General features: G+C 36.1%; 15 protein-coding genes. 7 read left to right on the top strand and 8 right to left on the bottom strand.

Features of this window, described 5'->3' with window-relative positions; all coding sequences use genetic code 11:
- Position 1: 1 nt before the first annotated feature.
- From hisC to EV694_RS10015, 4 genes are all read right to left on the bottom strand, one after another.
- Entirely contained in the window at positions 2 to 1099 is a 1098-nt protein-coding gene (gene hisC, locus EV694_RS10030; RefSeq protein WP_132692107.1) for a histidinol-phosphate transaminase, read from the bottom strand.
- A 13-nt stretch (positions 1100 to 1112) separates the two neighbouring features.
- Complete coding sequence (gene serC / locus EV694_RS10025; RefSeq protein ID WP_132692105.1) at positions 1113 to 2195, bottom strand: 3-phosphoserine/phosphohydroxythreonine transaminase; 1083 nt, start codon at positions 2193 to 2195, stop codon at positions 1113 to 1115.
- Positions 2196 to 2302: 107 nt separating this feature from the next.
- A complete protein-coding gene (ygfZ, locus tag EV694_RS10020; RefSeq protein ID WP_132692103.1) occupies positions 2303 to 3124 on the bottom strand; it encodes a CAF17-like 4Fe-4S cluster assembly/insertion protein YgfZ in 822 nt (273 codons plus the stop codon).
- A gap of 10 nt (positions 3125 to 3134) precedes the next feature.
- Positions 3135 to 3998, bottom strand: coding sequence for a YicC/YloC family endoribonuclease (locus EV694_RS10015; RefSeq protein ID WP_132692101.1), 864 nt, complete (start codon positions 3996 to 3998; stop codon positions 3135 to 3137).
- 278 nt (positions 3999 to 4276) lie between these two features.
- Between EV694_RS10015 and rph the strand changes: the two genes are divergently transcribed.
- Complete coding sequence (gene rph / locus EV694_RS10010; RefSeq protein ID WP_132692099.1) at positions 4277 to 5005, top strand: ribonuclease PH; 729 nt, start codon at positions 4277 to 4279, stop codon at positions 5003 to 5005.
- The gene (pyrE, locus tag EV694_RS10005) at positions 5005 to 5649 is read left to right on the top strand and encodes an orotate phosphoribosyltransferase (RefSeq protein ID WP_132692097.1); all 645 of its coding nucleotides are present in this window, start codon (positions 5005 to 5007) and stop codon (positions 5647 to 5649) included. Before rph ends, pyrE begins: the two co-directional genes overlap by 1 nt.
- Before the next feature lie 136 nt (positions 5650 to 5785).
- On the opposite strand, the gene metJ is transcribed toward pyrE, so the two are convergent.
- On the bottom strand, positions 5786 to 6103 hold the full coding sequence (metJ, locus tag EV694_RS10000; protein WP_132692095.1) for a met regulon transcriptional regulator MetJ: 318 nt from the start codon (positions 6101 to 6103) through the stop codon (positions 5786 to 5788).
- A gap of 161 nt (positions 6104 to 6264) precedes the next feature.
- On the opposite strand from metJ, the gene metL reads away from it, so the two are divergent.
- The gene (gene metL, locus EV694_RS09995; protein WP_132692093.1) at positions 6265 to 8676 is read left to right on the top strand and encodes a bifunctional aspartate kinase/homoserine dehydrogenase II; all 2412 of its coding nucleotides are present in this window, start codon (positions 6265 to 6267) and stop codon (positions 8674 to 8676) included.
- 43 nt (positions 8677 to 8719) lie between these two features.
- On the opposite strand, the gene galU is transcribed toward metL, so the two are convergent.
- From galU to EV694_RS09980, 3 genes are all read right to left on the bottom strand, one after another.
- Positions 8720 to 9613, bottom strand: a complete 894-nt coding sequence (gene galU, locus EV694_RS09990) for a UTP--glucose-1-phosphate uridylyltransferase GalU (RefSeq protein WP_132692091.1) — start codon at positions 9611 to 9613, stop codon at positions 8720 to 8722.
- A 286-nt stretch (positions 9614 to 9899) separates the two neighbouring features.
- Positions 9900 to 12470: an ATP-dependent chaperone ClpB gene (clpB, locus tag EV694_RS09985; RefSeq protein WP_132692089.1), complete on the bottom strand. Its 2571-nt coding sequence runs from the start codon at positions 12468 to 12470 to the stop codon at positions 9900 to 9902.
- A gap of 437 nt (positions 12471 to 12907) precedes the next feature.
- Positions 12908 to 13282: a helix-turn-helix domain-containing protein gene (locus tag EV694_RS09980; protein WP_132692087.1), complete on the bottom strand. Its 375-nt coding sequence runs from the start codon at positions 13280 to 13282 to the stop codon at positions 12908 to 12910.
- Between the two features lie 133 nt (positions 13283 to 13415).
- Between EV694_RS09980 and zorA the strand changes: the two genes are divergently transcribed.
- Genes zorA through EV694_RS09960 form a run of 4 tightly spaced genes read left to right on the top strand, consistent with a single transcriptional unit; the run spans position 13416 to position 21083 of the window.
- Positions 13416 to 15863 carry an anti-phage ZorAB system protein ZorA gene (zorA, locus tag EV694_RS09975; RefSeq protein WP_132692085.1) on the top strand — a complete coding sequence of 816 codons (2448 nt, stop codon included), beginning with the start codon at positions 13416 to 13418 and terminating at the stop codon, positions 15861 to 15863.
- Positions 15864 to 15872: 9 nt separating this feature from the next.
- Positions 15873 to 16631: an OmpA/MotB family protein gene (locus EV694_RS09970; RefSeq protein ID WP_132692083.1), complete on the top strand. Its 759-nt coding sequence runs from the start codon at positions 15873 to 15875 to the stop codon at positions 16629 to 16631.
- Positions 16632 to 16634: 3 nt separating this feature from the next.
- A complete protein-coding gene (locus tag EV694_RS09965; RefSeq protein ID WP_132692081.1) occupies positions 16635 to 18107 on the top strand; it encodes an EH signature domain-containing protein in 1473 nt (490 codons plus the stop codon).
- Positions 18108 to 21083, top strand: a complete 2976-nt coding sequence (locus tag EV694_RS09960) for a DEAD/DEAH box helicase (RefSeq protein WP_132692079.1) — start codon at positions 18108 to 18110, stop codon at positions 21081 to 21083. It abuts the gene before it with no gap.
- Positions 21084 to 21123 lie beyond the last annotated feature (40 nt).

Here is a 21123-nt window from a genome sequence, read left to right as displayed (position 1 = left end):
ATTATAATCCTAGTACCTTGCTTAGCGCGGTTAAGAAACGTTGGTTTTCTTCAGGTAAGCCAATGCTTACACGCAAATGATGAGGCAAGCCATAACCCGCCACAGGGCGTACAATCACCCCTTGTTCCAATAAGGCTTGGTAAATCGGTAGGGCAGGTTGTCCTACATCAAGTAACACAAAATTGCCCTTTGACGGCACATAATTTAGCCCTTTCTCGGCAAAAAATTGCTGTAATAAGGCTAACCCTTGTTGATTATTTTCTGCCACTTGAGCAATAAATTGCTCATCATCTAATACTGCCATACCTGCGGCTAAAGCAAGGCTATTGCAATTAAACGGTTGACGCACACGATTAAATAAGCCTGCAATTTCAGGGCAAGACACCGCATAACCTAAGCGTAAACCTGCTAAGCCATAGGCTTTTGATAGGGTGCGGCACACCACTAAATTAGGATATTGTTGCAATAAGGCAAAGGCATTTACGCGTTCTTGTGGCTGAGTAAATTCCGTATAAGCCTCATCTAAGACCACCAAAATATGTTCAGGCACTTGTGCCAAGAAATCGGCGATCTGTTGGTGTGATAAAAATGTCCCTGTTGGGTTATTGGGATTGGCAATATAAATTAATTTGGTGGCAGGGCTAATCGCCGTTAAGAAACCGCTTAAATCGTGCCCATAATTAACCGCAGGCACTACCACCGCTTTGGCATTGCGTGCTTGCGTGGCTAAAGGAGCAACGATAAAGGTATATTGTGAGAAAATCACTTCATCTCGTTCGCTCACAAAGGTTTGGAAAATCAACTCTAATAAATCATTTGAGCCATTACCTAAAGTAATTTGTTCCGCCGATAAACCAAATTTATCCGCCACTTTTTGTTTAAAATAAAAACCATTGGAATCAGGATAACGTGTTAAATCCGCTAGCTGAGCTTGGATCGCTTGTTTCGCGGACTCAGGAAAACCAAAAGGGTTTTCATTTGAAGCAAGTTTAATAATATTAGCAATGCCTAACTCACGTTCTAATTCTTCAATGGGTTTCCCAGCTTGATAAGGCGATAAATGTTTTACCCCTTCGTTAGCAATATTAATAAATTTCATCTTGGATTAACCATTAACTATGTTGTTGTTCAAATTGTTGCATAAAGCGGATTAACGCCTCAACACCCTCTATTGGCATAGCGTTATAAATAGAAGCTCGCATTCCGCCTAGAACTTTATGCCCTTTTAAGGCGTGTAAACCTGCGGCGGTGGCTTCGGCAACAAATTGTGCGTCTAATTCTGGATTACCTGTAACAAAAGTCACATTCATGGTTGAACGGTTAGCCTTTGCTACCACATTGCGATATAACTTGCTGTTATCAATATAATCATAAAGGCGTTTGGCTTTTTCTGCATTACGTTGCTCATAAACGGACAAACCACCTTGTTGCAACATATATTTGAACACTAAAGAACAAAGATACCAAGCAAAGGTAGGCGGTGTATTAATCATTGAATCCGCATTCGCTTGAACCTCATAATTCCAAATAGTTGGTGTGGTTGCCGCGGCTTTGCCAATTAAATCTTCACGAATAATCACTAAGGTAATGCCTGCTGGACCAAGGTTTTTCTGTGCCCCTGCATAAATAATACCAAAACGGCTAATATCAATTTGACGAGAAAGAATATTAGAGGACATATCCGCCACTAATACCGCGTCCCCAACCTCAGGAATCGCAAAAATTTCCACGCCACTAATAGTTTCATTCGGGCAATAATGCACATAATCATATTGATCTGCCACTTGGCGAAAATCTAACTGAGTAATGGCTAATTGCTCGTCCACAATACTCACTTCGTCAATCTCAGCAAAAAGGCGAGCTTCTTTGGCGGCGGTAGCTGACCAATGCCCACTATTAAGGTAAAGGGCTTTATTTTTACCACGGCAACCGATTAAATTCATCGGAATGGCGGCAAATTGTCCTCTTGCACCACCTTGTAAAAACAAAATTTTATAATTATCAGGGATTTGATAGAGCTGGCGTAAATCTTGCTCTGATTGGCGAGCTAATGCCATAAAATATTGACCACGATGGCTTACTTCCATCACTGAGGTGCCTTGTCCCTGCCAATTTAACAATTCTTGTTGTGCTTGTTGTAATACAGCTTTGGGCATCATTGCTGGCCCAGCACTAAAATTAAAAACATCTGACATAATGACCACTTCCTATAATAAAAAAGATTTGTTAGTTTTATCATTACCCTTGCTTGCGTGCAATGGTTTTTCTATTTTTCTAGTCATCCCACTTTAAATTGGGGCAACTATATTTCATAAGGCAAAGGTAATCGGGTTAATGGGCTATGATCTTGCGGTAAACGAAAACCTGTTTCAAGTACTAATTGATTACTCAACACCGCTTGCAAATATAATTTTCCAGCAAAATTGACCGCACTTATCACAACCCCAGTGGCTCGCCAACTTTCCCCTAAATCCATTTCCAGTTCGGAACCAATAGCAGGACAAGCCTCAGTTTGAGCAGAAAAACTCAACATCGCCCGTTTATTCACGCCACGATATTTTGCTCTTGCCACCATTTCTTGCCCAATATAACACCCTTTTTGAAATGAAATGGCTTGCTCAATGGCTTGTAAATTTAAGGCTTGCGGTAAAAATTCCAGTTGCGTTTGTGCAGTTAAACTTGGCAACCCAGCTTGAATATCTGCCACTTGCCAATCAGCAAGTTGCCCATCAAAGGTAAGCCTTTGAGGCGATAAATTAATAGCGATTTGACGCTGATCAGCAAGGTTAATCACATAATCCGCTTGCAAAGTTTGCCCAATTACCCCAATAATTTGTGCCTCAAGCTGTTGGAAACTCACCTTAGAAAACACCGCATATTTTTTCAATGCCTCTAACGCACTCGGCAATAAACTGCGATCAATAATGGCATAAAAATGCTGTTCCTCAACGGCGACTAATCGAAACAAAGATTGTACTTTGCCCTTGGGATCACAATGGGCAGTCAGGGTAGAATGTCCTATCGCCAATTTTTCTATATCGCAAGTGAGCTGTCCTTGCAAATATTTGCGACTGTCCTCGCCTTGAATATCAATAATCACATAATGGCTTAACTCAATTAACATTTGCGTTTCCTTATTCTAAGTTTTGCACTTGCTCTCGCATTTGCTCAATCAATACCTTTAATTCCACTGCGGAATTGGTTACCTCCGCATTAATGGATTTAGACGCTAAAGTATTGGACTCACGATTAAGCTCTTGCATCATAAAATCCAATTTTCGTCCAACTGCCCCACCTTTGCGTAAAATATTCTGGGTTTCTTTTAAGTGCATTTGTAAACGATCTAATTCTTCTGCCACGTCAATACGTTGTGCCAACAACACTAATTCTTGTTCTAATCGGCTCGGATCTGCTTGTAATTGGGCATCAGCAAAGCGTTGTAATAAGCGTTCACGTTGCCATTGTAAAATTTCTGGCATTTTTGACCGCACTTTTGCCACTTCAACATCAATCAAATCTAAACGTTGTTGGATCACTTGAGCTAATTTTTCGCCCTCACGCCCTCGCATAGCAATAAACTCCTCTAACAGTTGATCAAATGCCATAAGCAAATCTTGGCTTATCTGATCTAAATCCTGCTCAGGGGTTGCCACCACGCCGGGATAACGTAATAATTCCGTAAGACTAATCTCGCCCTCGCCAGCTTGTTGTTTTAGCCATTGTAAGGATTTAATCACACTTTGCGCAAACTCAGTATTAAGTTGTAATTCCGTCTGCGTTTTTTGTTCCGCTTCAAAACGCAAACTACATTCCACTTTACCACGCGTTAATCGCTGACGTAATTTTTCACGCAAGGTATTTTCTAAACCACGAAATTGCTCAGGCAAGCGAAAAAAGGTTTCTAAATAACGTTGATTAACCGAACGAATTTCCCAAATCGCCGTTCCCCAATCCTGTTTTAACTCATAACGAGCGAAAGCGGTCATACTATAAATCATCTTGATATCCTTGCGTTGTTTAAGCCAATATTCTCTTTTATTGGCAAGGTATAGTCGTTTCAATTTAAAATGAGACAAGGCGGTACGCCGAAGACAGTACAAGTAGTACGGCGAGACGTGCCAACACTGCATCATTTTAAAGTGGGACGACTATAATGAAAAGTGAAATTGATTGTCCATTCTACCCATAAATTGCACCGCGTGCTAGAATATGGCAAATCTTTTTATGCACTAATCAGTATTGATTAAAGCAATAATATAACAAACAAGGAAATATTATGCGTCCACAAAATCGTTTAGCCCATCAATCTCGTCCGATTAAATTAACACGCCATTACACCAAACACGCCGAAGGCTCAGTGTTAGTGGAATTTGGCGAAACCAAAGTGTTATGTACCGCCTCCGTTGATGACACTGTACCTCGCTTTTTAAAAGGACAAGGGCAAGGTTGGGTTACCGCTGAATATGGTATGTTACCTCGCTCCACTCACAGCAGAATGCAACGTGAAGCCGCCAAAGGAAAACAAAGTGGGCGTACTATGGAAATTCAACGCTTGATCGCACGCTCATTACGAGCAATGGTGGATTTAAATGCTCTTGGCGAGCGTTCCATTACCTTAGATTGCGATGTGATCCAAGCAGACGGCGGTACACGCACCGCAGCCATTACAGGGGCTTGTGTTGCCTTAACCGATGCCATCAATAAACTCATCGCCGATGGCGTATTAACCACCAATCCTATCAAAGGTTTAGTGGCGGCTATTTCCGTAGGCATTGTCAATGGTGAGGAAGTCTGCGATTTAGAATATGTGGAAGATTCCGCTGCGGAAACTGATATGAATGTCGTAATGCTGGAAGACGGAAGAATGATTGAGGTACAAGGTACTGCCGAAGGCGAGCCTTTTAGCCACCAACAATTATTAACCCTATTAGATTTAGCCAAACAAGGTTGTGAAACCCTATTCCAAGCACAACGCCAAGCCCTCGCACAAAAGGAAGAAAAATAATGCAAGATTACAAACAACAATTTATTGAATTTGCCCTCTCTCGCCAAGTGTTACGCTTTGGCGAATTTACCCTAAAATCAGGGCGTAAAAGCCCCTATTTTTTTAATGCAGGTTTGTTTAACACCGGGGCAGATTTAGCCAAACTCGGCGAATTTTATGCCCAAGCTATTCAACAAAGTGCGGTGGATTTTGACATTATTTTTGGTCCAGCTTATAAAGGCATTCCCATTGCCACAACCGTCGCCATTGCCTTAGCCAAACAATATCAACTTGATATTCCAGTTTGCTTTAATCGTAAAGAAATCAAAGATCATGGCGAGGGCGGGCAATTAATTGGCAGCCCACTACAAGGCAAAGTGCTATTGGTTGATGATGTGATTACCGCAGGCACCGCAATTCGTGAAGTAATGACCTTAATCCAACAGCATCAAGCTCAATTATCCGCCGTCTTTATCGCCTTAAACCGCAAAGAAAAAGGGCAAGGGGAATTATCCGCCATTCAAGAAGTAGAACGAGATTATCAATGCCAAGTCTTTTCAATCATTGATGTGGACGACTTAATTGATTTTATCGCTAAACACCCCGCTTATCAGCAACACTTAACCGCAATGCAACAATACCGCCAGCAATATGGGGTAAATTAAGAGATTTGCTGTTTAACAAAGTGCGGTGAGTTTTAAAATTATTTTTCCAATGTTGGTAACAACGAAACCGCTTAGCTAAACCAAAAGAGTAAACCATAAAAAGCCTAAAAACAAACCGCCCTTTTGGGGCGGTTTATTAATATTCCCATTGGTCAGGATCAATCCCCATTTCACGCATAATTTGTTTTGCTGTTTCGGGGATTTCATCGTGCCGTTCTTTCAATAAATCTTCATCGGTAGGTAATGGTTGCCCTGTAAAAGCGTGCAAAAATGCCTCGCATAATAATTCACTATTGGTGGCGTGGCGAAGATTACGAATTTGACGGCGTGTGCGTTCATTGGTCAAAATTTCTAACACCTTAATAGGAATAGACACTGTAATTTTCTTTACTTGTTCACTTTTTTTGCCATGCTCTGCATAGGGGCTAATGTATTTTCCGTCCCAATCCGCCATATTATTCGATCCTGATCCTCTACATAATTTGTGGGTATTTTAAAGAAAAACCCGATAAATCACAATCTAGCCGTCTAGATTTCTTTTTCTTATTTTTTCATCATTGGGAAAATAAGTGGTACAATAAACCTCCATTTGGTGCATAGGTAAGGAGACAGGGATTGAACAAGCAGTTACATAAATTTGGTGGAAACGCATTAGCTGATGCCCATGGAATTAAGCAAGTAAGCCAATTAATTCAACAATATAGCCAACCTAATGATCTGATTGTCGTTTCTGCTATGGGAAAAACCACCAATCTCTTGATTGATTGGGTCACATTTTCACAAAAAAATCCTGTTGAAGCGAACCGCACTTTACAACTTATTCGCCACCATTATTTAACTCAGGCTAACCATTTATTAAAAAATCCTGAAAGCGTTACAGAGCCTTTTCTTGCAGAAATTTTGCATTTATCTCATCTTTTGGATCAAAATATTACAGAAGCAGTCTATGCTGAAATCGTGGGGCATGGGGAAATTTGGTCGGCTCGTTTATTAACGGCTTACTTAAATCAGCAAAATATTGAGGCTGAATTTATTGATGCCCGTACTTTTTTGGTGGCAGAACAACGCATTTTGCCCATCATTAATTCTTATCTTAGTAAACAAAATTTACAACCTATTTTACAAGCATATCCATCAAAACGCTTGGTTATTACTGGCTATATTTGTCGCAATCAACAAGGCGATAGTCTATTATTAGGACGCCATGGTTCGGATTATTCTGCCACTCAAATTGCGGCACTTGCCGATATTGAACAAGTAACCATTTGGGGAGAAATCGCGGGGATTTATAGTGCTGATCCAAATTTAGTAAAAAATGCCAATTTATTGCCTTTACTGCGTGTTGATGAGGCGAGTGAACTGGCTCGCCTTTCCGCCCCCATTTTGCATCCAAACAGCTTGCAACCTGTTAATGAACAGAAATTAAAGTTACGTTTGCGTAGCTATGCCCAAGCCGAACAGGGCTATACCCAAGTGGAACATATGTTAGCTTCTTCGGCACAAGGTAAAATTGTGACTCATCATAACCAAATTGGTCTTATTGAACTGACCATTGCCCCAAACCAGAATATCACGCAATGGCAACAACAGCTTGAAAAATGGTTACAACAACAGCAACTTATTCCTTTAGCTTTGTCAGTTAATGAATCGGAATATCGTATCAAGTTGGTTTATCCAAATGAGATTATTGATCCTATTTTTATCCAATTCAAAGCCTTACCTTTGCCCTTGGAATCCATATCAATACGCTATGATCTCAGTATGATTGGGATTATTGGAGCGAATATTTGCCAAAATTCCCTGCAAATGATGCGTTTCTTCCAACAAATTAAAAACCAGCCTATAGAATTAATTTGGCAATCTCCGCAAAATATCAGTGTCATTGCTATTTTACGCCAGCCGGTAAGCAGAGAATTATTAAATAAAGTGCATGATGATTTATTCCGAGCCCATAAAACTATTGGATTGGTGGTACTTGGTAAAGGCGAAATTGCAAAAACTTGGATTCAACTTTATCAACAAGAAAAAGAAAAAATGGCAGCACGAAGCCATTTTGACTTTGCTTTAATCGGTTTAGTCTCTAGCCAAAAGGCTTGGCTTGATTATCAAGGATTACCCTCATTAAGTTTTAATCAACTTGATGAACAATTTGCCCAACAGGCTAAAGAATTAGTTCCCGATCAACTGCTACAATGGCTTAGTTACCATCCTTTTGATGAATTAGTGATTTTAGATATTACCGCCAGTGATTTCGTTGCTCATCATTATATTGATTATGCCAAATATGGATTTCATGTTGTCAGTGCTAACAAACGGGCGGCCGGTTTTCCTTTAACTCAGTTCCAACACATTCAAGCCGCTTTTGTACAGTCAGGCAGTTATTGGCTCTATAATGCCACTGTAGGTGGTGGGCTACCCATTAATAATACCGTCCATGATCTGGTAGAAAGTGGCGATAAAATTATCAGCATTGAAGGAAATTTTTCCAATTCTCTCGCTTGGTTATTCTACCAATATGATGGTACAACGCCTTTCTCACAATTAGTGGAACAGGCTTGGTTACAAGGGCTTACTGAACGAGATCCAAGAGAAGATTTATTTGGTTATGATGCCCTACGCAAATTAGTCATTACCGCACGTTCTGCAGGCTATAATATTGATAATCATCAAGTAAAAGTGCAATCTCTGATCCCAGCACATTTAGCAGAATGTTCTCTCAATGATTTCTTTGAACAACTTAGCGTTATTGATCAACAAATTGAACAACAATATCAGAATGCTAAAGAAGATGGACAAATTTTACGCTATATCGCTCAATTTCACGCCCCTGATCAAGCTTATATCGGCTTAGCACAACTTGATCCTGAAGAACCCCTCGCCAAAACGCTTCCCGGAGAAAATATTTTTATGCTAAAAAGCCAATGGTATCGCGATAACCCTCTTATTATCCAAGGTCCAAGCTCAGGTAAAGCAATGAGTGCGGGGGCAATTCTTAATGATTTGAATCGTCTTACAAAATTACTTTAAAAATTACCCAACGAATAAGTTGGGTAATTTATCGTCAATACTATTAATCTAATAACTTAGTAGACAAAGATTTTAAATACTGTTTAAACTCACTACCTAATTTATCATGTTGTAAACTGTATTCAACAAAGGCTTGCATATAACCTAACTTATCACCGCAATCAAAGGTTTCACCTGTCATATGAAAGGCTTCAACAGGTTCTTTTTCAAGCAACATATCAATGGCATCGGTTAATTGAATTTCATCACCAACACCCACAGGTGTTTTCTCCAATAAATCCCAAATACTTGCTGAGAATACATAGCGTCCTACAACAGCAAGGTTTGAGGGAGCTTGTTCAATAGCGGGTTTTTCAACAATAGATTTAATTTTGACGCTTTCTCCCGCACTCAATGGCACATTATTACAATCTGCAATGCCATAACTACTGACTTCTTGCATTTCTACCGGTCTAACCATGATTTGGCTTGCTTGTGTTTGTTGAAAACGAGTAATCATTGCGCTGAGATTTTCTTTGCGTTGATCAGCACTAAAATCTGCCAACAATACATCAGGTAATACAACAGCAAAAGGTTCATTACCCACTAATGGGCGCCCACATAATACGGCATGTCCTAGTCCTTTAGCATTGCCTTGACGCACGTGCATAATGGTAACATCTTTAGGGCAAATAGACCGCACTTCATCAAGTAATTGACGCTTAACCCGTTTTTCTAGCATTGTTTCTAATTCAAAAGAAGTATCAAAATGATTTTCTATAGCATTTTTTGATGAATGGGTTACCAAGACAATTTCTTTAATACCTGCTGCAACACATTCATTCACAATATATTGAATAAGCGGTTTATCCGCAATGGTCAGCATTTCTTTAGGAATTGCCTTAGTCGCTGGCAACATTCTGGTTCCTAATCCTGCAACAGGAATAATTGCTTTCATTTTTTATCCTCAAATTTTATAAAGACATAATATTTTTATATTACTTAAATCGCCAAAATTCTAGCATGATTAGGAAAAATAAAATATAAAAGTAATTAAAAATATCATCATTTCATAGTTATCCCTCTTTAAAAATGATACAACGGAAACACTTTTGATATATTTATTTCAATTTAAAATAGAACAAAGCGATACAGCAAGACATAGCGACGCTATCTCATTTTAAAGTAGGACGATGATAAAAATAAAAGCGGGCAAACGCCCGCTTAATCTTCATTTATATGATTTATTGTTTAACAACCACATTACCTTGTTCATAATCTACCGTTACAGTTTTTGTTGGTAGAACCTGACCTGATAAAATTTGTTGTGCTAATGGATTTTCAACTTCTTGTTGGATTGCTCGTTTTAATGGTCTTGCCCCATAAACAGGATCGTAACCCACTTCGCTGATAAAATCTAATAATGCCTCACTAAACACAATATGGTAGCCATGGCTTTCCATTCGTTTACTTAACCGTTGTAATTGAATAGTTGCAATGGCTTTGATATTCTCTTTCGCTAATGGATGGAATACCACACATTCATCAATACGGTTAATAAACTCTGGACGGAAATGTTGTCCTACCACTGACATCACTAGCATTTTCATTTCATCATAGCTTTCCTGCTGATGATTTTGAATTAAGTCAGAGCCTAAGTTAGAAGTCATAATCACCACTGTATTACGGAAATCTACAGTACGCCCCTGCCCATCAGTTAAACGTCCATCATCTAACACTTGCAATAGGATATTAAACACATCAGCGTGAGCTTTTTCTACTTCATCAAGCAAGACAACAGAATAAGGGCGGCGGCGTACAGCCTCAGTTAAATATCCCCCTTCTTCATAGCCCACATATCCCGGTGGAGCACCCACAAGACGAGAAACGCTGTGTTTTTCCATAAATTCAGACATATCAATCCGCACCATTGCGTTTTCATCATCAAACAAGAAATTGGCTAAAGTTTTGCAAAGCTCTGTTTTACCTACCCCTGTTGGCCCGAGGAATAGGAAAGAACCAATAGGGCGATTTGGATCCGCTAAGCCTGCTCGGCTACGGCGAATTGCATTTGCAACCGCTTCAACCGCTTCATTTTGCCCAATAACGCGTTTATGTAATTCTTGCTCCATCCTCAATAATTTTTCTTTTTCGCCCTCCATCATTTTTGCCACTGGAATCCCTGTTGCTCTTGATAGCACTTCTGCGATTTCTTCATCAGTAACACGATAGCGGAGTAATTTCATCTCTTTGCCTTCACTTGATTCCGCTTGAGCAAGCTGTTTCTCTAAGGACGGTATCACGCCATATTGCAATTCTGACATTTTATTGAGATCACCCACGCGGCGAGCTTGCTCCATTTGAGTTTTCGCATTATCTAGTTCAGCTTTAATATGTTGTGTACCAGAAAGCGCGGCTTTTTCGCTTTTCCACACTTCTTCCAATTCCGCATACTCACGTTCTTTTTCTGCTAATTCTTGTTCTAGCATGGCTAAACGTTTACGGCTTGCCTCATCTTCCTCTTTTTTCAAGGCTTGTTGTTCCAATTTTAATTGGATTATACGGCGATCAAGGCGATCCAATGGCTGTGGTTTAGAATCAATTTCCATACGAATGGAACTCGCCGCCTCATCAATTAAATCAATGGCTTTATCAGGTAATTGACGATCGGTAATATAACGGTTAGACAAGGTTGCCGCCGCTACAATCGCTGGATCGGTAATTTGTACATGATGATGAATTTCATACCGCTCTTTTAAACCACGCAAAATCGCAATGGTATCCTCAACACTCGGTTCGCCTACAAATACTTTTTGGAAACGGCGTTCAAGTGCAGCGTCTTTTTCAATATATTGGCGGTATTCATCTAGTGTTGTAGCACCAACACAATGTAACTCCCCACGTGCTAAAGACGGTTTTAATAAATTACCTGCATCCATCGCACCATCAGATTTACCCGCACCCACCATCGTATGGATTTCATCAATAAATAAGATGATACGCCCTTCCTCTTTGGCTAACTCTTTTAATACCGCTTTTAAACGTTCTTCAAATTCGCCACGGAATTTTGCCCCTGCAATCAAGGCACCCATATCAAGGGATAACACGCGTTTGTTTTTTAATCCCTCTGGCACTTCACCATTAACGATACGTTGAGCTAAGCCTTCCACAATCGCCGTTTTCCCTACCCCAGGTTCACCAATTAATACAGGATTATTTTTGGTACGGCGTTGTAATACCTGAATGGTTCGGCGAATTTCTTCATCACGCCCAATCACAGGATCTAACTTACCCGCTTCTGCACGAGCGGTTAAATCAATAGTATATTTTTCTAAAGCCTGACGGTTTTCTTCCGCATTTTGATCATTCACGTTTTGTCCTCCCCGAATTTGTTCAATAGCTTGTTGTAAACGTGCTTTTTGCACGCCGACTCTGTGTAAAATTGAACTTAATTCTCCTTTTTCTTCTAAGGCTGCCAATAAGAATAGCTCAGAAGAAATAAATTTATCTTGTTGTTGCTGTGCGATTTTATCGCATAAGTTTAATAATCTAACTAAATTATTTGATACCTGAACATTACCCCCCGAACCCGATACCTGCGGCAATTTTGTTAATGCTTGTGTAAGCTCATTTCGCAACTTAGCAACATTTACCCCACTTGCAGTCAGAATCGGAGCAACTGAGCCGCCTTGTTGATCTAACAACGCCAGCATTAAATGTACAGGTTCAATAAATTGGTTATCTTTGCCTAATGCCAAAGATTGCGCCTCAGCCAAGGCTTGTTGAAATTTGGTGGTAAATTTTTCTATATTCATCTGTTTTTCCTCTCTGTCTTACTATTCCGTTAAATAATGATATTCATTAAATCAATCCTATCATTGACTTTGTTTATGTAAGTGGGTACTAATAAGCATAATTCAAGGGAAAAAGAAAAATTTTTTAAAAAATGACCGCTCTTTTGATCTTTATAACTGTTTCAATGTATCAATTTAAAAATAAGATAAAATGACTGAAAATTCTATGGCAAAGCGTGCTCACACCGTACTATACCCCCTCACTTTAAAATGATACAGCGTTGGTACGCCTCACTGTACTACCTGTACTATCTTCCAACATACCACCTTATCTCATTTTTAATTGAGAATACTATATTCTAAAATGGAGAGACTATAATGTGAATAAGGGACAGGTTTATAGTTATATGGTATTAATTAGAAAGAGCGTTGACTAATAAGAAATAGGATTTTTATTATTATATAATTGGAGAAATTGAATCTAAAAATTTAATGAAATTCTTTTTTTGTTCATTAGATAAATTTTCCCAATGTTGATGTAAACGTATTTTTAAATCATCATTGTTGAGACTGAGCTGGGGGTTAATAATATTATTATTTTCTATTTTACAATCCAGAAAAAACCAACTAATGGGAGTATCTAAGTAAACAGCAATATTAACTAAGTGAGCAACATTAATTTTATTGGCACCACGCTCATAACGTGATAATTGTTGTTGAGATATACCTATTAACTCAGAGAGTTTGTCAGCGGAGTAACCTAACTCTCTACGTCTTAATTGAATTCTTTTTCCTATTGCTTTATCAATATCCACTGCAACTAGTTTTGCCATCTGCCTTCATACCTTCCACTACGCTTTTTTAGATATGATCTTTTATTTTTACTCTTGTATGAATTGCAATTAATGTGTAGAATTTTTACAAATACTCTTTAATTAACTTTATCTAACCTTAACTTAAAGAATTATGTCTAGTAACACTACGATTGATTTTAACCTTCTTATTCCAAATTTTTCTGAATTATTTACTAATGGGTGGACAACCACTGATGGCTTTAGTGCATTGATTGTTGCTATCACTCTAGGCGTTATGCTTTTCTTTGGACTATGTGTGATACATAAAAGTTATAGCATTTTGGGAAAAATAAGATTTTATAAGAAAAGAATAGATGAAATCTCTCAAGTAAATATTAATGAGAAAGCGAATAAAGTGCGTGAAATCACCAGAGAGATAGAAAGTAATAAAAAGTGGCAAAAATATCTTTATCTTTGGCGTGAATACGATAATTCATTAATTAAAACTGAATCAGGTAATATTTACTCATCATTAGATGCAAGTCATTTCTTCAACAGTCATACCCTAGCTCAAGGATTAATTGAAAGTCGATTATTTGCTGCTGTGCCAGGAATGTTGACTGCAATAGGGGTATTGGGGACATTTAGTGGTTTACAAATAGGGCTTGCTGGGATCGAATTATCTGACGCGGATAAAATTCAACAAGGTATTGCAACGGTGATTAATGGCGCTACTGTGGCTTTTATGACCTCTGTTTGGGGCGTTGCTACTAGCTTTATATTTAATCTCTTTGAAAAAGTATGTGAGAAAGTCATTCGTAAAGAAATTACCAAATTACAGAATAAAGCTTCAGCATTATTTAGAAATAAAATGGCAGAAGAAAGCCTGCTCAATTTAGAACTAGAAACAAAAGCAAGCAAGGATATCTTAGCGGGGTTAAGTGAAAAAATTGGAAATGAAATGCAAAAAGTCATGGATACAGCTTCACAAACCATTAGTGAGAGTATCGTATCTAGTTTGCATACCACTTTAGATAAAATAGCCAATAATGCAAGTCAAGGTTCTCAAGAAGCATTAAGTACTTTAATTGAAAATTTCTTAGATAAATTTGGCTCTGCTGGAGAAACACAAAAAGAGGCGATTCATCAAGCAAGTTCCACATTAGCAAAAAGTTCAGAAATGATGATGGAACATTTAAGCAATTTTGCTCAAGACCTCAAAGGGCAATTTAGCGAAATAACCTCACAAAATAGCCATATGGTTGAACAAATGCAATTAAGTTTAAGTAAGCATATAGAACAGCAGTCACAAAGTAGTTCAACCAGCCTATCGGAAATAACTCAAACGATTGAGAAATTTACGACTAATTTGCAGATGATGTTAGATAATTTTAACCAACAAAATGCAAATATGACAGAGACGCTAAGTCAAAACTTACGAGAACAATTAACTCAACAACAATTAAGAGCGGCGAAGCATCAAGAACAGTTAACACAAACTAATCAAGCATTCTCTGATAAATTAGTGAATTTATTGGAGAACTTTAGTCAACAAAACGCAAGTATGACAGAAATGTTAAGCCAAAACCTACGAGAGCAACAGGAACAGCAACATTCAAGAGAAGCGAAGCATCAAGAACAATTAACGCAAGCCAATGAAGCGTTTTCTAATAATTTAATGAATTTACTGGATAATTTTAGTCAACAAAATGCAAGTATGACAGAAATGTTAAGCCAAAACCTACGAGAGCAACAGGAACAGCAACATTCAAGAGAAGCGAAGCATCAAGAGCAATTAACGCAAGCTAATGAAGCCTTTTCTAATAAATTAGTAAATTTATTGGAGAATTTAAATACTCAACAGGGAGAAATGTTGAAATCTGTTGAAACAGCATTAACTGCAAGCATTGAGTCTCAACAACATAAAAATGAACAACGTCAGCGCCAGTTGACAGAATTAGTATCTCAATCACAACAATCACAATCTAGCTTATTAAAAGATGTGAATGTTTTATTACAAATACAGGATCAACAAAATCAACAGTTATCAATGAGCCTTACTCAATTAACAGAAAGTTTTGCAGGCTTGGTTGAGAGCAATGGTAAAATGTTGGTAGAGTTTAAAACCCTATCCGAGAACATTCACTCATCTTCTGGTGAATTTTCTTCATTATCTCGCTATTTAACTTCAAGTATTCAACAATTTGGACAAGAACTTTCTCAAATATTCGCGATGGTTAGTCAAGTTACTCAGCAGAATCATCAAACTTCAACAACGTTTAATCAAGTGATAGATAAATTATCTATAACTAATACGGAAATGGAAAACTCCGTAGAAAAAATGAGACAAGCTGCTGAAAGCTCTAAAGAAGGTTTTAACTTAGTGAGCCAACATTTTAGTCGTTTACCGATAGAGTTAAAACAACATCTTGCGGAATTAAATGATCAAATAAGCGATTTATTAACAAAATATTCTCACCAAGTTGAAGCTCAAATTAATGATCGACTTAATCAATGGAATAGTCAAACCAATGAATATACTTCTACGATGACAACTGCTGTTCAGACTTTAAGTGCAGTTGTTGATGAAATTGACACTAAAAATAGAATGAAAAAATAATGGGGCTATATGGGATTGTTAAGAAGAAGTCAATCAGCAGTATCGGTTGATGAAGAGAATCCATATTGGATGTCTTTTTCGGATATTATGGCAAGTTTGTTAGTGATTTTTATCCTTGCTACTGCCACCTTAATTTTGCAATTAACACATTTACAGGAAGAATTAAAAAACAAAAGAGATGAAATTAGCCAAGATATTATTGATTTAACAAAGGCTGAAAGTATTCGCCAAGATCTCTTAAGAGAAATAGAACAAGAACTTATTCAAAACAATATTCCTGTAGAAATTGCAGATAATGATACGGTATTAAGAATTCCTGAACAAGCCTTAGCCTTTGCTTCAAGTAGCGCTGAGATTCCTGTTGAGGCAGAGCAAGTTGTGGAGCAAATAGGTACGGTTATTTATCAACATATTCAGAAACAACAACGTTGGCAATATTTAGACACAATTTTTATTGAAGGGCATACAGATAGTAATCCTTTCCGTTTTAATCCGAGAGGAAATTGGGATTTATCTACTTCAAGAGCAGTATCTGTTTGGTATTACTGGACAACAAAACTTGAGATGGGAGAACAATTAAAACAAATGAAAAATCATACTGGCCATAATTTATTCTCAGTCAGTGGTTATGCAGATACTAGATTAGCTAGAATGGATTGTGCCATCGATGACGAAGAATGCCATAAAAAAAATCGGCGTATTGATATCCGCATTACGGTGAAAAAGCCCTCTATTATTGATTTTCAAGCGATTCAAGAAAAATTTTAGCCTATGAAATTGCCTAAATTATCAATTAGTATTAGACCTTGGTCAGAAAATGATTTTACTCAAATTAAGCAATCAATCGTGAAATTAAAAGAACTTAATCAAAAAGTATTAAATTTTAATCATGATGAAATAGAATATAGCCAGAAAATAATTGAAAAATTAAATAGATATGAGGATATTACTCATATCTTACAAAACTCTGCTGATATTAGAGTTATTACAAAACTATTATGCTTAAATTTAAAATTTGTTCAGAGAATTCACATCAATCATATTTTATTAGAACATTTATTAACTATTAGTAATCCTATTAGCAAGTTATCACTAATTAACTTAATTAATTCATTTTTCAAATTTTATAATCATTATTACTTTAAAAATAAAGGTAATTTTAATTTAGTATGTGATTTTATTGTTAATCAACTTAACTTGCATATTGAATCATCTAAAAATAAATTGGTAACATTATCCTGTTATTATGATAATGCACATTTATTATTTTGTAGAGATGCCGATCTTAAATTAGTGAATTATGCTGAACAGCATAATATTGATTTTGAACAAATTATTCAAAAATTTGGGCTTGAAAATGTGAGAGATGGTGATTTTATTGAACGTTGTTACCATAAATATTATCTTGAGAAGTTAAAATCTATACCAATAGGAAAAAATCATTCAGTATTAGCAGAAATTGTGAAAGAGCAAGTCGTTATAGCAAAATACGATGAAAACTCTCTATTGGGGCATAAAATATTAGAGATATTAATAGATCGCTCTGCTTATGAAGATAAAGGTATAAGTGCATATTGGAAAAATATTGTACTTGAAATTGCTGGTGATCCGCGTATTCAGGGCGAAAAATATCGGCGTTGGTGGAGTTTTTTAGGCGAAAAACGTATCCAGCTTATGAAAAGTTGGTTAAGTGGCGATGATTTAAAAGTATTCCTCAGTATTTTAGAACAAAGTGCAAAAGATAAACATAATTCTGATATGGAAAGAATGTTTAAACCAAGAAAGTGTTTTATGGAAGGGCTGTTAAGGTCGGGAGTAATTTTAGAATCAAGATTATTTTTAACTCAAGATGCTTCTCATTATGTAAAGCAATACTATCCTCAGCAAGCACGTTTAATGTCTTTTGCCAATGTTAGTGGTCATGCATCAATTATTTATTTAAAATTAAAAACCTCAAGAGATAATCAATACTTCCATTTAATTGAAGGGACTCATAGCTTTAAATTAAAATTAATGTCTTATCTACCTTCCGAGATGAGAATTACAGATTACAGCAAAAAATATTATGACTTAAATAATTTTTATGGAATAGCTCCTATAGAACTGACACATGATATTCATCTAAATTGGCAGAAAAAAGCTATCGATGAGTTTAAAAATGTAGGCATAAAAATTGATCCTAGCGATGTTCTATCTGATGATGATTATTATATTTATAAACATAAGTTTGGAATACGGTATTAAATGAAAGTATTAGAGTGGATTAAAGAACTATTTGATAAACATAGTCATTTAAATAATATTAAATGGAAAATTGATAAGATTAATATTGCTGAGGGAATAAATTTTGTTTTACCACCTGAAGTCAATGATTCTCTAGAAAACTATATTCTTAATAATTCATTATTTGCAGCACAATATGCTTATTTAAAAGATCTCTATGATCGAGAACTTGCTACTAAAATACCTAATGGTTTTACAGTAAATTCTGAAACAATCGCATCATTAAGTGATGATTTTGCTCAGTTATTCGATTTCCCACCTCTATTTAAAGGGCAATATGAAGCAAATATTCACAATAAAATTTCACAGGCTTCCTTCAGAGTAAACTATATTTTGATTATGGAAGATGGACAAAAAATTTTTCAGTATGAATTAACAGGTCCTTTCTTAAAAATCAGTGACAATGAAATTTATCGCTTAAATTTGGCTGATTGGCAAGCACTATATGCTTTACATTGCCATCAAAATTTACCCTTATCTCAATATAATGAATATGAAAATGCTCAATTAGTGTATCAATTACAATTAGCAAGAAAGAACGGAATGCCGGTAGATCTTCGACATTTTGATAATAATGATATTGAAGTACTTAAACCCAATTCTATTGGTGTTGCGATGCAAACTTTACCTGATGGTAGTTTAGAATTAATTCCTAATATAAGAAATATTGATATTGAAGAAATAAGACAGCGTACAGGACAATTATCACAAAATAATACTTGCCTATTAAGGGTAAATAAAAAGATAGTCTTATTTGAACCAAAACAGTTAGAAGCAATGCAGGAGATTCTAAGTAAAAAGCAAATAACAAAAGAGCAAGTAACACATTTTATTGCTTCACCTTCTGCTTATTTAGATGCCTCCTTGATTGATTTAGATCTAGGTTTTTCTTTACGAGCCTATGGTGCTGAAAAGTTTTCTCATTTTTATGCTGGCGAAGTAGAGAAATCAAATATTGACTGGTTTTATCAACAAGGAAAAATAGAATCAGTCAAAGTATTAAATAATATTATCAAAGATATTGCACAATTAAATGACATTGAAAATGATATTACAAAAACCTATGAAGCAAATGCTCAGATTTTAAAGGTAGAAAATCGTGAGATTGATATATCAGATCGTGAAGAAGTAGAAGAAACACTTAATAAATTAAAAAATAAATTTTCATTTGATTCCCAATTAGATAATCAAGAGAACCAAGAAAACAACCACAAAAAAGAAACGATAGTTATAGATATAGAAAAGAATGATGATGAAATGGGATTTTCTGATTATGAACATAGGCATAACTTAGATATTCAACAACAACGTTTTGAGAGAGATAATTTAAAAAGAACACCTTATCTTCATCAAGAAGAAGGTATTCATTGGTTATTAGCACACATAACAAATACCAAAGGCGCATTATTGGCAGACGATATGGGGCTAGGAAAAACTTATATGACCTTAGTTGCCATACACGAACAATATTGCCGATGTGAAAAACAGGATAAAACTAAAAAGCCAATTCTTATTGTCGCCCCTTTAAGTTTATTAGAGAATTGGCGAGATGAAATTGATAAAACTTTTATTAAATCGCCTTTTAAAGATGTTATTATTTTACAAGCTGAAGCTGATTTAAAACGATTTAAAGTACATAATCAAAAAGAAACAAAGGCTATTTTAGAAGAAGATAATAATGTTGATTTAGAAAAATTAACTTATTCTTTAAAAATAGGTAATGGTTATTCTATCAATAGATTAGATATGCCATCTCGTTTAGTACTTACAACCTATCAAACTTTAAGAGATTATCAATTTTCCCTTGCATTGGTTGACTGGGGAATGGTGATCTTTGATGAAGCTCAAAATTTAAAAAATCCAAATACCTTGGCAACAAGAGCCGCAAAAGGGTTAAAAGCGGATTTTAAATTACTTGCCACAGGTACACCTGTTGAAAATAGCTTAAAAGATTTTTGGTGTTTAATGGATACGGCTACACCAGGGCTCTTAGGTGCCTGGCAAGATTTTAGAGAACAATATATTCAACCTATTATTTCCGCTAAAAATGAAGAAGTTTTTGCTAAGAAAATTGAAATAGGTAAGCGGCTTAGACATAAAGTTGGAAATTTTATGCTAAGACGAACAAAAGAGGAAAATCTTAAAGGCTTGCCAAATAAAATAATTTATACTGGTGATGAGCAAGATCAGGATAAACATTTTCTTCCAATTCTTGCTACAGAAATGAAAAGCCAACAACTTTATGCTTATAATGAAATCATTGAGAAAGTTAACCAATGTGATATTGAGGATAAAAGAAAGTTAATTTTATCAAGTTTAAGAGAGTTAAAAGTAACAAGTATTCATCATCACCTAAATATTAATGATAAAAATATTGTTAATAATGCATTCACTTCCGTAAAAATAAAAACTTTGTTATCAATTTTAGATTTAATAAGAGAGAAAAAAGAAAAAGCGATTATTTTTGTCGAAACTAAAATTATTCAGTCATATTTAACCGCACTTATTGCTCAAAAATATAAGATAATTGTTGATATAATTAATGGTGAAATTCAAGCAGTATCTAAAAAAGCAAATAAAAAAACAAGAAAATCTATTATTGATAACTTTCAAGCAAAAGAAGGGTTTAATATTTTAATTATATCTCCTATTGCTGCAGGTGTTGGTTTAACGGTTGTAGGAGCAAATAATGTTATTCACCTAGAAAGGCATTGGAATCCAGCGAAAGAGGCACAAGCCACCGATAGGGTTTATCGAATTGGTCAAACAAAAACGGTTAATGTTTATTTACCAATGGCATTACATCCTAATGCTATTTCCTTTGATTTACAGTTAAATCGCCTGCTTAATAAGAAAGTTGATTTAAGCAACGCAATAGTTGAAAACTCAAATGATACAAACCTATACGAAGAGTTTTCCTCTTTATTTGCTAAATAATAGGGGGTTTTATATTTTTCAAAAACTGACCGCACTTTTG

This window comes from Volucribacter psittacicida, assembly GCF_004339025.1.
Classification (GTDB): domain Bacteria; phylum Pseudomonadota; class Gammaproteobacteria; order Enterobacterales; family Pasteurellaceae; genus Volucribacter; species Volucribacter psittacicida.
Note: the sequence above shows the minus strand (reverse complement) of the source record. Positions and strands in the feature narration are given on the sequence as shown.

Excerpts from the sequence above, each read along its gene's own strand:
- ygfZ (WP_132692103.1), bottom strand. The coding sequence starts at position 3,124 with ATGTTAATTGAGTTAAGCCATTATGTGATTATTGATATTCAAGGCGAG.
- EV694_RS09965 (WP_132692081.1), top strand. The coding sequence starts at position 16,635 with ATGAAATTGCCTAAATTATCAATTAGTATTAGACCTTGGTCAGAAAAT.
- EV694_RS10015 (WP_132692101.1), bottom strand. The coding sequence starts at position 3,998 with ATGATTTATAGTATGACCGCTTTCGCTCGTTATGAGTTAAAACAGGAT.
- EV694_RS09970 (WP_132692083.1), top strand. The coding sequence starts at position 15,873 with ATGGGATTGTTAAGAAGAAGTCAATCAGCAGTATCGGTTGATGAAGAG.
- EV694_RS09960 (WP_132692079.1), top strand. The coding sequence starts at position 18,108 with ATGAAAGTATTAGAGTGGATTAAAGAACTATTTGATAAACATAGTCAT.
- metJ (WP_132692095.1), bottom strand. The coding sequence starts at position 6,103 with ATGGCGGATTGGGACGGAAAATACATTAGCCCCTATGCAGAGCATGGC.
- serC (WP_132692105.1), bottom strand. The coding sequence starts at position 2,195 with ATGTCAGATGTTTTTAATTTTAGTGCTGGGCCAGCAATGATGCCCAAA.
- hisC (WP_132692107.1), bottom strand. The coding sequence starts at position 1,099 with ATGAAATTTATTAATATTGCTAACGAAGGGGTAAAACATTTATCGCCT.
- galU (WP_132692091.1), bottom strand. The coding sequence starts at position 9,613 with ATGAAAGCAATTATTCCTGTTGCAGGATTAGGAACCAGAATGTTGCCA.
- pyrE (WP_132692097.1), top strand. The coding sequence starts at position 5,005 with ATGCAAGATTACAAACAACAATTTATTGAATTTGCCCTCTCTCGCCAA.
- clpB (WP_132692089.1), bottom strand. The coding sequence starts at position 12,470 with ATGAATATAGAAAAATTTACCACCAAATTTCAACAAGCCTTGGCTGAG.
- zorA (WP_132692085.1), top strand. The coding sequence starts at position 13,416 with ATGTCTAGTAACACTACGATTGATTTTAACCTTCTTATTCCAAATTTT.
- EV694_RS09980 (WP_132692087.1), bottom strand. The coding sequence starts at position 13,282 with ATGGCAAAACTAGTTGCAGTGGATATTGATAAAGCAATAGGAAAAAGA.
- rph (WP_132692099.1), top strand. The coding sequence starts at position 4,277 with ATGCGTCCACAAAATCGTTTAGCCCATCAATCTCGTCCGATTAAATTA.